Origin of the sequence: Peribacillus sp. NPDC058002, assembly GCF_042886655.1 — a bacterium.
Classification (GTDB): domain Bacteria; phylum Bacillota; class Bacilli; order Bacillales; family DSM-1321; genus Peribacillus; species Peribacillus aracenensis.
Genome location: NZ_JBHVQU010000027.1, coordinates 1 through 13,403, shown reverse-complemented (window position 1 = coordinate 13,403; position 13,403 = coordinate 1). Strand labels below are relative to the sequence as shown.

The window sequence follows — 13,403 nt, the reverse complement described above, 5'->3', positions numbered from 1 at the left end:
AAACAGGAGACGAATTCATCTCCTGCGAGAGAAACCTTATTAGTCCAATACACGAATCTTTACCCTCTTTACACCCCAGCGATAAGCATCATTCTTCGAGGAAAAGAAGACGTCAATCCTATTTCCCTTTATGGCTCCGCCTTTGTCAGCAGCTACTGCATAGCCATAGCCATCCACATATACTTTCGAGCCCATAGGAATTACGTTTGGATCGACAGCGATGATTTTCGCACCCGGATTGCTCTTTAGATCCACGCCTGTGGACGTGACACCGGAACAGCCCTTACAACTGGCAGTATAAGCTGTTGATGATACATATATTTCTTTTCCACTTGAAGAACTAACGTTAGTTACTCCGCGTGATGCTTGGGCAACCGTCGTTCGAGTTCCGACCGTTACAACTTTATCCTGCTTTTTATTAACCACTTTTTCTGAAAGTAATTCTCTTTTAACCTCTTTGCCATTTTCTTTAATAACTTCATATTCTTTGGAAATGAGTCCGTCTTTTCCTTCTGTGACAATTTTCTCTTTCCCTTTTGATAAAGAGTCATCTTTTTTAGTTATGACAGCAAAGTCAACTGGTTCTTCCACTACATCGGTGACTTTTTCAATTCGAACTACGTTTACCGTATTCCCAGCTTCAACTTTTTCGGTTAATTCTGGCTCAACACGATCCAAATCATTGAGTTTTACTCCTTGTTGCTTTAAAAAGTCAGCGACAGTAGCCGAAGTTGACCATACCTGCTTTTCGTCTCCACCTACCACTAATTTCAGTGAAAAGGCTTTGTCTATGGCAACTTCCATATTCGCTTTCAGCTTCGTATTTTTCGAAGGGGTGATCTTATCCTGTTCCTTCACACTAAGATTTTGGTCTTTTAAAAGTTCGTCTACCGTATCGGCGGTGGACCAAACATCCTTCGTCTTACCATCCTGTACCATGACGATTTTTTGTGCAGGCTTCCAAACCACCTCTAAATCATCATCTACCTTGGTGGTTCTAGATGGATGGACGTAGTCTGCGGCTTTAACGGTAATCTCTAAATCTTCCAACATATCATTTACAGTAGCCGCGTGTGTACGCACTACCTCTTTTTTTCCGTCTAGCATGATTGTAACTGTATCCTTTGTTCCTTGATATATCAGTATTCCCAATGCTGTAGAAACAAGAATAGCACTGAAGATGGCAATTGCCATTCTCTTCTTCCCAAATGGTCTGGGAATAAGGTTTTTCATAGTTTTTAATAGGATGAAAAACTCCTCCTTCCTCCCGGTGATTATATAGACTTAGTTATCAAGCTGTCAACCCATTCACTTCTCATTTAGGAAATTACTACCTATTATGCATATTTCACCTTGAAAAGGAAAGGGCGACTTCTCGACATAATAAGCCTATGGTTGGGGTGAAATTTGTAGAAACCTTAGAAAAAATTCAATTTTAGCTAGTGAACCCCGGGAGATATTGTAAAAAAAAATGTCAGTTAATGCCGAATAATTTCTTGGCATTTTCCGTTGTTGCCTGGGAAACTTCCTCTAATGTGAGTTGTTTGATTTCTGCAATTTGTTCAGCAACAAGTTTCACATACGAAGGTTCATTACGCTTCCCTCTATAAGGATGGGGAGCCAAGTATGGACAATCGGTCTCTATCAGTAAACGGTCTAAAGGTACGGATGCTGCCACTTCCTTTGGTTTTTTTGCATTCTTGAAGGTCACAGGTCCACCCAATGAAATATAAAAGTTCATATTGATGCATTCCAAAGCCGTTTCTGCACTTCCGCTAAAGCAATGCATGATGCCTCCAACCCTTGATGCCTCTTCTTCCTTGAGTATGTTCACGATATCCGCGGTCGCTTCCCGATTATGGATGATAATGGGCAGCCCCACCTTTTTTGCCAGTCGGATTTGCTTCCTGAACACCTCCATTTGAACATCTTTCGGTGATTTATCCCAATGATAATCCAGACCCATCTCACCAATGGCCACAACCTTTGGATGATTGGATAATTCCTCGATCCATTGTAAGTCCTCTTCTTTCATATCTATAGCATCCACAGGATGCCATCCGACCGCGGCATACATGAAATCATAAGCTTCTATTAATTCCATTGCCCTTATAATAGTGGGCCGGTCAAAACCAACGACTACCATATTATTGACTCCTGCTTCCTTAGCTCTGTCTATTACGTCCTCGAGATCCTCGTTGAATTGTTCCGCATTAACATGTACGTGTGTATCAAATAACATTATTTTTCTCCCTTTCTAGCACTATTTTATTAAAAAATGAAAGTTTTATGTTTCACATTTAGGTAACAAAAAGATTACAAAGGCTTCTATATGCCCAAATGCAGAACCTGAACCTGTATTAAATTACTTTTTCCAAAAGCATAAAGAAAAAAACATAAAAATGTTTCATATGAAACACCTTTATGTTTTCATCGGTTTATTTCACCTTTGAACCATTAGGAATCGATGAATCTATTGTAGCGACTGAGAGCACTCCATCTTGGCTTCCCGCCAAAATCATTCCTTGAGAGAGCTCGCCACGAAGTTTAACAGGTTTCAAATTTGTTACGCATATCACTTTTTTGCCTACTAAATCTTCAGGTTTATAGTGCTGTGCAATGCCTGATACGACTTGACGTTTCTCATAACCCAAATCAAGCTGAAGTTTAAGAAGCTTATCCGCTTTCTTTACAGGCTCAACTTCCATGACCTGAGCAACACGAAGCTCCACTTTTGTAAAGTCATCAATAGTGATTTCATCGACTTCAGGAATCGTCTCTTCCACTTTTTCCTCAGCCTTGGGGGCGCCGCCCTGCATTTGATCTTTAATATATAAAACTTCCTCTTCCATATCCAGACGAGGGAAGATCGGCTCTCCCTTCAAGACTTTTGTTTCAGCAGGAATTTGACCGAATTCCGCTAAACTGTCCCAGGATTTTAACACATCATCTTTGATGCTAAGCTGAGCAAAGATTTTTTCTGGTGTTTGCGTCAAGAACGGTTTCAAAAGGATTGCCGTCCTGCGCAATGATTCCGCCAAATGAACCATGACACTAGCAAGGTCTTCTTTCCTTGATTCATCTTTAGCAAGAGTCCATGGCTGGGTCTCATCAATGAATTTATTAGTTCTGCTCACGAGTTGCCAAATGGATGTTAGTGCAACTGAAAATTCCATGTTTTCCATGGCTTCCTCATACTTGCCTACCGTATCTTGGTTCATTTCAAGCAAAGCCTTTTCGAATTCGCCATTGGATCCTTCGTAGTTAGGAATCACACCATCAAAATACTTATTGACCATTGCAACAGTTCGATTTAATAAATTCCCTAAATCATTTGCCAGGTCAAAATTGATCCGCTCCACAAACCCTTCCGGTGTAAATACTCCGTCTGAACCAAAGGGTACTTCTCGCAATAAGTAGTAGCGTAAAGAATCCAAACCGTAACGATCAATCAATGTAACGGGATCCACTACGTTCCCTTTTGATTTGGACATTTTACCATCTTTCATGAGAAGCCATCCGTGGGCAAAGACTTTCTTTGGTAGCGGCACGTCAAGAGCCATTAACATGATCGGCCAATAGATTGTATGGAAACGAACGATTTCCTTTCCTACCAAATGTACATCGGCAGGCCAATAATTCAAGTATTTAGAGTCATTATCCGTTCCGTATCCTAATGCCGTTATATAATTGGTCAATGCATCAATCCATACATAAATAACATGCTTTGGATCTCCCGGCACCTTGATGCCCCAATCGAAAGTAGTACGGGAAACGGCCAGATCTTCCAATCCAGGCTTGATGAAGTTATTGATCATTTCGTTTTTGCGCGATTCCGGTTGAATGAAATTCGGATTTTCCTCATAAAACTTCAGTAACCGATCCGCATATTTACTCATCTTGAAGAAATAAGATTCCTCTTTCACCTTTTCAACGGGCCTACCGCAATCAGGACAATTTCCATTGCTTTCTTCCACCTGACGTTCCGTGAAGAAAGATTCGCAAGGTGTACAATATAATCCTTCATATTGGTCCAAATATATATCACCCTGGTCCAATAGCCTTTTGAAAATCTTGGCTACGACCTCTTTATGGCGATCTTCCGTCGTCCTGATGAAATCATCATATGAAATATCAAGCTTTTCCCAGAGCTCTTTAATCCCTGATACGATATTATCTACATATTGCTGAGGAGTGACTCCTTCTTCAGCCGCTTTACGCTGGATTTTTTGACCATGTTCATCAGTTCCAGTTAAATACATGACATCGAAGCCACGCATCCTTTTATAACGAGCCATGGCATCCCCTGCCACTGTCGTATACGCGTGCCCTATATGTAAATTACCACTCGGATAATATATGGGTGTCGTGATATAGAATGTTTTTAATTTATCTTGCACTTCGTTCCCTCCTCATCATTTGAAAAACCGGCTATAGGACTCGCCCAAGCCATAAGAATATATTTTAAGCTATTATCTCTATTTTAACGCTATATACAATTCTGTGCGACAATAATCACTAATCTAATCATCATGTTAATAGAATAAAAAATAGAAGTAAATTTTCATTTTAACAATAAGGGGACTGGAAGTGAACTTCCCTTATGACAGCATTACCTCTTATCTCAACAAAATATACCTAAATTTCTTTTTTTGTGCAACAACTCACATATTCGTAAACTTTTTCAGAAGATTATCCTTAATTCAGAACTTTTGTTTTGAAACTAATTTATATTTAATCATATAATAGTGAAGTGTGTTTTTTATATGCATACTTTGTCGAAATGTGGTGAAGTGAGTAGTCCTCTGTTTCCTGCTATTTCTTCATTTTTAATGATATCCAATTTTTTCTCTTTAAAAGCCTTTTTGTAACACGAAAAGAGCCATGCTATTTCTTACAAAAAAATGAAAATAAATCATTGACGAATTTGGGAATGGCTGGTATTATAAATTTATAAAAAAATTTGTCGAATAATGGCGAAAAAAATAGAAATAGGGTACTAGATTGTAACTGAGAGGAGAATTTTTTAAATGAAATCTACAGGTATTGTTCGTAAAGTTGATGAGTTAGGCCGGGTGGTTATTCCAATCGAACTTCGTCGTACATTGGGTATCGCTGAGAAAGACGCTCTTGAAATCTATGTTGATGATGAGCGCATCATCCTGAAAAAATACAAACCAAACATGACTTGCCAAGTTACAGGTGAAGTTTCCGATAACAACCTTACACTTGCTAATGGTAAATTGATCCTTAGTCGTGAAGGTGCAGAATTACTTATTCAAGAAATTCAACAAAACTTCACTGCTTCTAAATAAATGATAAAAAAACTTCCGGTCTTCGGAAGTTTTTTTATGTTTATTATTATTTTATATCAATGTGATACGCCTGATATACATCACGTTTTTGCATATTGCGATCTTTTGCGACCTGCTTGATTGCATCCTTAGAGGTGAATTGCTTGGTTTCCATATAATGATTAACATGACCGACGATGTCATGGGCCGTCCACCAAGCTTCTTCAGGTTCATCTTCCGACCATTGCCCACCTTCAATTATTAAACAGAACTCACCGCGAATTTCTGATTCCATCGCCCACGTCAAAGCTTCACTCACAGTCCCTCGGATGAACTCTTCAAATTTCTTGGTTAACTCGCGGCATAATACTATACGGCGGTCACCTAAAATTTCATGCATATGTTTCAATGTTTCTTTCAATCGATGTGGCGATTCATAAACGATCCAAGTCGATTCCATTTTTTTTAATTTTTCCAGCTCCTGCTTTTTTTCTTTTGCTCCCCGTTGTAGAAAGCCATAGAAGTAAAAAGGCTGCGGAATCAGTCCTGATGCGATCAATGCAGTTAAAGCAGCATTGGCCCCTGGCAACGGGATGACTTTAAACTTTTCGGCAATGGCCTCTTTGACCAGTTCATATCCCGGGTCGGATATCGTCGGCAAGCCAGCATCACTTACCAATGCGATGACCTCGCCGGATCGAAGCCTCTCTAGCATTTGCTTCCCGCTATATTCCTTATTATGTTCATGGTAACTGACGATAGGTGTCGAAATTTCAAAGTAGTTGCATAATTTCTTCGTATTTCGCGTGTCCTCAGCAGCAATGACATCCGCTTCCTTCAAGATTCTTAAAGCCCGGAAACTCATATCCTCAAGGTTTCCTATCGGTGTAGGAACCAGATATAGAGCTGGCTCCAATCCTTCTTTTTCAAAACTCTTTTGCTGCCACATATCATGTTTCCTCCTTTGCCATCCACTTTTGCTTTTGTTTTCTTGTTAATTGCTTAAACTTATATTCAGCCTGCATGGCCAATGTCCGTGTTTCGAATATTTCATGATAAATCAGTTCAACCGGTGCCCGGCCTCGTGTATACTTTGCGCCCCTGCCATTATTATGAGCATCAATCCTGCGGTGCAAATTATTCGTATACCCTGCATAATAGCTGCCGTCCCTGCATTTCAAAACATAAAAATAATGTTTATTCCTCTCCATATAGAATCCTTCTGATTTCCGGATTATACTCATTTTGATCATTATATACAACAAGCGGAGGAAGAATCTTCAAATCAGGGTTGCCGTCCTTTATCCCTTCTATAAGAATCGTATTCGCTTCTTTTGAGCTCTTAGGATAAACGAATTGAAGCCGCTTCGGTTCTATTCTGTACATCCTCATGAAATGCAGGATATCCATCAGACGGCCCGGTCTATGAACGAATGCAGCTTTCCCACCTTGACGCAGCAGCTGGCTTGTAACACGCATGACGTCCTCAAGATTACACATTATTTCATGTCGGGCAATTGCAAAGTGCTCATTTTTGTTAATTTCCTCGATGGATGGTGTCGGGAAATAGGGTGGGTTGCAAGTTACGACATCATATTTGCTATACCCTATCTGTTTTGGAATTTCCTTTATATCCCCATGAATCATCTCGATTTGGGAGGACACGCCATTATAGTCCATGCTTCTCTGGGCCATGTCATATAACCGCTCTTGTATTTCAACACCGGTAATTGTCCCTTTCGTTCTTGTACTCAACAGCAAGGGTATGACCCCATTACCTGAGCAAAGATCTACGATTTTCCCTTTTTGGATCGGTACATTTACGAACCTTGATAATAAAACGGCATCTAATGAAAAAGAGAACACCGATGGGCTCTGGATGATCCTTAAATTCTCAGCCAATAGATAATCCAGGCGCTCATCGCCTTTAAGTTCCACCATTGCTGTTACCCTCCTAATCATGTATCGAAAAAGCATGTGTAGGGACCATGCTTCTACATTACTATCGTACAAAAAGGGGTCTGACTCATAGTATGCGTCAGACCCCGAATCACTATATATTGTAAACGGTCTATCTATCACGTAAAAGAAACATCTTTTATATTATTCCTTTATCACTTCTTGTTTAAAAAAGATAAACAGAACAGGCAATCCCCTTCTTTTCGTAAACTGCCAAAATGCAGATTGCAAATATGAAAGCCTTCTTGATAGATACGGGCTAAATTATCATAGCCTTCCCCGATATCCATAACCTTGTCCGTACTTGCGGTACGGTTTTTCACTTTTTGTTTGACCTTTACTGCAGCAGGCGCACTTTCGACTTCCACAAGGCCCAACCGATGGCGCAAATGCTCTTTCTCCAGCTTGAGCGACTGATTTTCCTCCAGGATTTCAGCTAAGTTCTGCTTCAACTCTCCAAGCTGCTTATATAATTGGCCTATCTGGGTTTCCATATTGGTCACCGACTCAAAAATATCTTTCTTATCCACGCTCTCCCACCACCTTAATAATCTGTGGCTTGAATAGAAACGGCTCCCTCTTTTAGAATCTCATCTAGAGTATACTCTAATACTCTTTCTTGCTCGATTAGTTCAATCTGAAGTACGCGTTCTAGAATATTAAGCCCCACTACCTTGCCTTTGCCACCAGGCGTATTAATCATTTCACCTAAATCAGGAAGCATTTCCTTCGCACTTTCATACTCATCATTTTCATATTTCAGACAGCACATCAATCGACCGCATAAACCTGAGATTTTTGTAGGGTTTAATGATAAATTCTGATCCTTCGCCATTTTGATGGAAACCGGTTCAAAATCTCCAAGAAATGTGGAGCAGCAAAGCATTCTGCCACAAGGTCCGATGCCACCAAGCATCTTTGCCTCATCCCTTACCCCAATTTGGCGCAGTTCTATGCGAGTTCTGAATATGGCAGCTAAATCCTTGACTAAATCACGGAAATCCACGCGACCATCCGCTGTAAAATAAAACACGACTTTATTTCTGTCGAAAGTATATGACACATCAACCAGCTTCATATCCAGCTTATGCTCCACAACCTTTTGACAACATATAGAGTAAGCCTCTTCTGCAGCCGCCTTGTTCTCGTCTACAATCAGCTTATCTTTTGCATCAGCGACCCGAAGTACTTTTTTCAATGGCAGGACAACATCGTTTTCATCTACTTGTTTTCGGGCTGTAACGACTTTACCGAATTCAACACCGCGGACAGTCTCCACTATTACAAAATCGTCCTTAGGAATAGCGAATTCACCCGGATCGAAGTAGTATATTTTGCCCGCCTTTTTAAAACGGACACCTACAACATCATACAAATCATGATCCCTCCTGCAAATTCAGCACAAGCTGTTCCATCAACAGCTGTGGATTCGTGTTGGACATCAGCTTCCTTTTTGCTTCCAAAATGCAACCCATATGTTCAGCAAGGCGTCTTGGGGAAAGATGAAGAGCGTGAGTTTCAAATTCCTTCAGTTTATTTTGGAACACAACGAAGTCCTTTTTGTCCAACTGAATGTATAATAAATCCTTATATATAAGAAGTAACAAATCAAGACCTCTGTCAACCTGTTCTCTTTCTTTAAAGTGTGTGAACCAATCCGTCTGAAGGTACAGCAATGCCTTCAAGGAATTAAGTTTTAACACTTCATATAATTTTACCACTATTTTTTGAGCTTGTACAAACCATTCATCATGACTAAGCCCGATTCCAGCTTCCACATTCTGTGTTATGTGTGCAATAACCGAAGCCAGCTGTGGTTCTACATCCTGTTCCATCAGCTTCCGTTTCACATTCTCAGGAGATAATGGCTTGAACGAAATCACTTGGCATCTTGATAATATAGTCGGCAGAATCCTCTGAAGCTGTTCGGTCATCAATATTGCTACAGTATCAGCTGAAGGTTCTTCTAAAAATTTCAATAGACTGTTGGCTGCCCCCACCGACATTTTGTCGGCATCGGCAATCATATAAACCTTCCGATCCGCCTCTACGCTTTTTTTCGAAAATTCTTCCTGAAGCCCCTTGATTTGTTCTTTCTTTATTGAGAGACCGTCTCTTTCTATTAAATGGACATCAGGATGATTCCCACTTGAAATCCGTTTGCAATTCCGACAAAGTTCGCATGGCTCATAACCTGCTGTCGGGGCTTCACATAGTAAGCTTTTGGCAAAGGCATTGCTTATCTCTTGCTTACCTGTCCCTTTTTCCCCTTCAAATAAATACGCATGGGCCACCCTTTTCTTCGTTATGCTATTTTGCAGCATCGTCATTACCTGCGGCTGAATTTGACTCATGTCCCGCCATGTTTTATCCAAAACCATCAACTCACTTAAGTATATAAATTAATCAGAAGACCCTTAATTTCGCCTATCATTTCCAAAATTTCAAGCGAGCTTTTCTCTTTATTAAGAATTTCCTCACTTAACTCAACTAATCTTACATCTATCGTTTCCACGGTTTTCAACGGCCTGCTCTGTCCATATTCATTCCAGCTCGTGGATTGCTTCAATTCCAATCCATATTCAACCGCTTCTTTAACAAACCGTTTCACCAATGCTTTATATTTTGCCAATTCCCTAAAAGTGCGTGACCTTACTAAACGCTGACCCGCCCCTTCAATATCGCCTAACAGACGGTTTAATGTTTGGATTTGCATCTTTTGATCCTGTGTCTGGACCATTTGTTGAAATCTTCCATTTCCGGTTTGAAACTGTTTGGCATCCTGACGCGATTTATCCAGCTTTATAGGGATATCATAGTTGATTTTCATAATGAACCTCCCTGAAACTAACCGTTAAAATTGTAAAAAGTTTTCAACTGGCAGAACAAAAATGGTCGCACCGCCTACTTGAATCTCCACTGGGTAAGGTACATAGGATTCGGCATTCCCGCCCATCGGTGAAACCGGTGATACTAACTGGGATCGTGACTGACAATTCTGTTTGATGATCTGGATTGCTTTGTCAACACGTTCATCCTCTGTGCCAATCATAAAAGTCGTATTGCCTGATTTTAAAAACCCGCCAGTGCTGGCTAGCTTGGTCGTTCCGAAATTATTTTCCACTAATTCATTCAGCAGGCGATGACTATCCTTGTCTTGAACGACAGCAATGATCATTTTCATTCTCATCATCCTCCGGTTACTCTGAATTTTTACTATCTCCATTATAGCAACTAGTCCTTGTCTGGAATAGTATTGGTTGAATAATATGGAAACCTGTATATTTAGTTTCCTGCTTTCGCTAAAAATTTCAGCAAATTGGCTTTCGTTTCCTCAAAAACTTCATCTATTGTCCGGGCTGCATCCACGATAATGAAACGGTCTTTCCATCTATTTATAATGAGCTGATACCCCTCACAAACTTTTTTATGGAAGTCGAGGGCTTCAAGATCCAGACGGTTCACTTCCCGTTCCCCATTGGACTGGATACGTCTCAATCCCACTTCCGGGTCTATATCAAAAAAGAACGTGGCATCTGGCATCATATCTCCAATTGCGAATTTATTGATATTATAAACTTCTTCTATTTCCAAACCCCTTGCATGACCCTGATAGGCTAACGAGCTATCTATGAATCGGTCACAGAGGACAATTCCTCCTCGTTCCAACTCAGGCATGACCACTTCCACTAAATGCTGACGCCTTGCTGCTGCGTATAATAAAGCCTCTGTTCTCGAGTCCATGGCTGTATTATCTTTATTAAGGATCACTTCCCTAATTTGCTCTGAAATGGGAACACCCCCTGGCTCACGCGTTAATAGGACTTGATAGCCTTCTTGTTGCAGGGCCTTGCCAAGCATTTGGGTAATTGTTGTTTTTCCGGCACCCTCAGGCCCTTCCATTGTTATAAAAATACCACGTTTCATCGATGTACCTCCAAGATTCTTTGTTTGTAGTATATCATTTTAATGCCTGCTTTCATAAACGATCAATTCTCCGTTTGAAAGGGAGGAACCGCCATGAAACCTTGATCCCAGTTCTCGCAGTCTTCTCAGGTTGTCTATATGCTCAGGAGTAATCATTTCCCCGGACATAATTAAAGGGATGCCTGGCGGATAGGGAATGACCATCTCGGCAGATACCTCACCCACTGCTTCCCGTAATGTGACAGGCTTTGATTTACTATGCTTCATGACGGAGTATGGTATTTCAAGTCCTGTCATTGACCTTCCATCAGTCCATGGGGCCCCAAGTTCTGATTCCTTACTTCCAGTTCTGTCTTCAGTGGCTCTTTTTATAGTTTGAACGATTTCATGAAAAGGAAATTCGGCACCCATTTTTAATAAGGGTAAAATCATTAATAAATTATGAGGATCAGCCAATTCCGTAAAAATGCCTTTGGCTTCACATAGCTGCTGTAATTCAAACCCGCTTAATCCATTTGTTGATTGAATGACCACTTTCAACGGGTCTGCCAAGGTGCCTTGTGGCGCCTCCAGCACCCTTACTGTTTGCAAGGCACCTAATTCCCCTCTGAAGTCTGATATCTTTTCAATAAGGGATATTTTATCTTCTGATGTAAAAGCAGCTAAGTAGGCCCTGGCCAAGTCGAGCGACCCCATAATTGGGTAAGATGGACTGCTCGACTGAAGCATTTGTAAATAAAATGATACTTGATCGACATCAACTAAGGGTGAATTCACATGAAGAAAAGACCCCATCGTCATAGCCGGCAGTGTTTTATGCGCTGAATGGACAACGGCATCTGCCCCTGCCAAAATTGCCGGCTTAGGAAATGGGCTTCCCAACTGAAAATGAGCGCCATGTGCCTCATCCACCAGCACAGGAATCCCCTTTTGATGTGCGAGTCTTACCATTTCCGTCAAGTCTTCACCAAGACCATAATAATTAGGATAGGTAACAATGATGGCTTTTACATCTGGATGTACACTCAAGGCTTCTGCGATTAATGTTGATCCCACACCGCCAGCAATGCCCCATTTCTCATAATAGGCTGGTTGTAAAAAGATCGGTTGTACATTCGCTAACATCAATCCATGTAAAATCGATTTATGGCAGTTTCTTTGGACAAGGACCTTATCACCTTCCCGGCAGGTAGCAAGAATCATGGCAATGTTGCCTACGGTGGACCCATTAACCAAAAAATAACTCCGCTTTACCCCATATAGGTCAGAGAGTAGTTGCTCGGACTGTAAAATGGCGCCCTCTGGCGCATGCAGGTCATCTAAACCGCTTATCTCCGTGGCATCAATACCAAGAATGAGGTTATATAAGTCTTGGCCCTTTTTATTAAACACCCACCCATTTTTATGCCCTGGGACATGAAGAGATATTGGCCTTTTTTTATGAAAAGCACTCATTGCATCGAACAACGGTGTCTGTGATTGATTCATTTTTCTCTTCCCTCATATATCATAGTATTTTTTCATTTTATCAAATAAGTTCAATTTTATCTCATATTGCGTCGGCCGAAAGGCAATTATGCGTTTCCGAACATGTCGGTTTTGGGGGAACAAACAGTAACATGGGAGCATGTTGCCAAGCATTCTTCTAAAGTACCAAAAAAAGAATCAGAGATTAAAGAAACACATCATTTCTTTTTTCTCTGACTCTTTAACTTTCCACATACTATTTTTTCATGATAATATTTCAGGATTAGTGATTTTTCTTAATTGCTTTAAGTAATATTGGTACTTGGGATCATTCGTATCCGTCCTGATCATATCCCTTTCGCATTCCTCACAAATAAAAGTCGTATATAGATGTATACCCATCCCTTTTATTTGTTCACAAACCGCGCACGTTTCCCCTGCCGTTGTTTTGGTTGTTGTTGTCCCCAACATCTCCACCTCCATACCTGCATTCTCCCCAAAAACCATTGTTCGCATACATTAACTTAAATAGTTTAAGAGAACCGGGGATGCTTTTAACAATGTATGATGAAGAATTTCAATACGTGTATGTCTTTATAAAAGTTTCCTTAATTGATAATCCCTTTATATCCAATGATTTTTCTTTGCATTATGCAAAAAAAGACCAGCCGGATGGCTGATCTTTTTAAATGGCTTGGCGGCGTCCTACTCTCACAGGGGGAAACCCCCAACTACCATCGGCGCTGAAGAGCTTAA

15 protein-coding genes are annotated in these 13,403 nt (G+C 40.6%); 1 reads left to right on the top strand and 14 read right to left on the bottom strand.

Annotation, left to right across the window (positions count from 1 at the left end; genetic code table 11):
* Positions 1-39 precede the first annotated feature (39 nt).
* The 3 genes from ACFVSH_RS07920 to metG form a co-directional block, all read right to left on the bottom strand.
* Positions 40-1,194 carry a ubiquitin-like domain-containing protein gene (locus ACFVSH_RS07920; RefSeq protein WP_387705486.1) on the bottom strand — a complete coding sequence of 385 codons (1,155 nt, stop codon included), beginning with the start codon at positions 1,192-1,194 and terminating at the stop codon, positions 40-42.
* Positions 1,195-1,474: 280 nt separating this feature from the next.
* A complete protein-coding gene (locus tag ACFVSH_RS07915; protein WP_387705485.1) occupies positions 1,475-2,242 on the bottom strand; it encodes a TatD family hydrolase in 768 nt (255 codons plus the stop codon).
* A 196-nt stretch (positions 2,243-2,438) separates the two neighbouring features.
* Positions 2,439-4,400 carry a methionine--tRNA ligase gene (gene metG / locus ACFVSH_RS07910; protein WP_387705483.1) on the bottom strand — a complete coding sequence of 654 codons (1,962 nt, stop codon included), beginning with the start codon at positions 4,398-4,400 and terminating at the stop codon, positions 2,439-2,441.
* 630 nt (positions 4,401-5,030) lie between these two features.
* On the opposite strand from metG, the gene ACFVSH_RS07905 reads away from it, so the two are divergent.
* The gene (locus tag ACFVSH_RS07905; RefSeq protein WP_048689982.1) at positions 5,031-5,315 is read left to right on the top strand and encodes a transition state genes transcriptional regulator AbrB; all 285 of its coding nucleotides are present in this window, start codon (positions 5,031-5,033) and stop codon (positions 5,313-5,315) included.
* A gap of 46 nt (positions 5,316-5,361) precedes the next feature.
* Here the strand turns inward: ACFVSH_RS07905 and rsmI are convergent, their stop codons facing one another.
* From rsmI to ACFVSH_RS07850, 11 genes are all read right to left on the bottom strand, one after another.
* Complete coding sequence (rsmI, locus tag ACFVSH_RS07900) at positions 5,362-6,243, bottom strand: 16S rRNA (cytidine(1402)-2'-O)-methyltransferase (RefSeq protein ID WP_387604919.1); 882 nt, start codon at positions 6,241-6,243, stop codon at positions 5,362-5,364.
* Position 6,244: 1 nt separating this feature from the next.
* The gene (locus ACFVSH_RS07895) at positions 6,245-6,505 is read right to left on the bottom strand and encodes a GIY-YIG nuclease family protein (RefSeq protein WP_387604920.1); all 261 of its coding nucleotides are present in this window, start codon (positions 6,503-6,505) and stop codon (positions 6,245-6,247) included.
* Complete coding sequence (locus ACFVSH_RS07890) at positions 6,492-7,235, bottom strand: tRNA1(Val) (adenine(37)-N6)-methyltransferase (RefSeq protein ID WP_260288325.1); 744 nt, start codon at positions 7,233-7,235, stop codon at positions 6,492-6,494. Before ACFVSH_RS07890 ends, ACFVSH_RS07895 begins: the two co-directional genes overlap by 14 nt.
* Before the next feature lie 173 nt (positions 7,236-7,408).
* Positions 7,409-7,747, bottom strand: a complete 339-nt coding sequence (gene yabA / locus ACFVSH_RS07885) for a DNA replication initiation control protein YabA (protein WP_370662572.1) — start codon at positions 7,745-7,747, stop codon at positions 7,409-7,411.
* A 50-nt stretch (positions 7,748-7,797) separates the two neighbouring features.
* The gene (locus ACFVSH_RS07880) at positions 7,798-8,628 is read right to left on the bottom strand and encodes a PSP1 domain-containing protein (protein WP_061440314.1); all 831 of its coding nucleotides are present in this window, start codon (positions 8,626-8,628) and stop codon (positions 7,798-7,800) included.
* A gap of 1 nt (position 8,629) precedes the next feature.
* A complete protein-coding gene (gene holB / locus ACFVSH_RS07875; protein ID WP_370662508.1) occupies positions 8,630-9,634 on the bottom strand; it encodes a DNA polymerase III subunit delta' in 1,005 nt (334 codons plus the stop codon).
* Positions 9,635-9,642: 8 nt separating this feature from the next.
* On the bottom strand, positions 9,643-10,083 hold the full coding sequence (locus tag ACFVSH_RS07870) for a YaaR family protein (protein ID WP_192207391.1): 441 nt from the start codon (positions 10,081-10,083) through the stop codon (positions 9,643-9,645).
* 24 nt (positions 10,084-10,107) lie between these two features.
* Positions 10,108-10,437 (bottom strand): cyclic-di-AMP receptor, encoded by a 330-nt coding sequence (locus ACFVSH_RS07865; RefSeq protein WP_063235895.1) that lies wholly within the window; start codon positions 10,435-10,437, stop codon positions 10,108-10,110.
* A gap of 101 nt (positions 10,438-10,538) precedes the next feature.
* Entirely contained in the window at positions 10,539-11,180 is a 642-nt protein-coding gene (gene tmk / locus ACFVSH_RS07860) for a dTMP kinase (protein WP_387604921.1), read from the bottom strand.
* Positions 11,181-11,219: 39 nt separating this feature from the next.
* Positions 11,220-12,668, bottom strand: coding sequence for an aminotransferase class I/II-fold pyridoxal phosphate-dependent enzyme (locus ACFVSH_RS07855; RefSeq protein ID WP_387705481.1), 1,449 nt, complete (start codon positions 12,666-12,668; stop codon positions 11,220-11,222).
* A gap of 243 nt (positions 12,669-12,911) precedes the next feature.
* Complete coding sequence (locus ACFVSH_RS07850; RefSeq protein ID WP_141993387.1) at positions 12,912-13,130, bottom strand: sigma factor G inhibitor Gin; 219 nt, start codon at positions 13,128-13,130, stop codon at positions 12,912-12,914.
* Between the last annotated feature and the right edge of the window lie 273 nt (positions 13,131-13,403).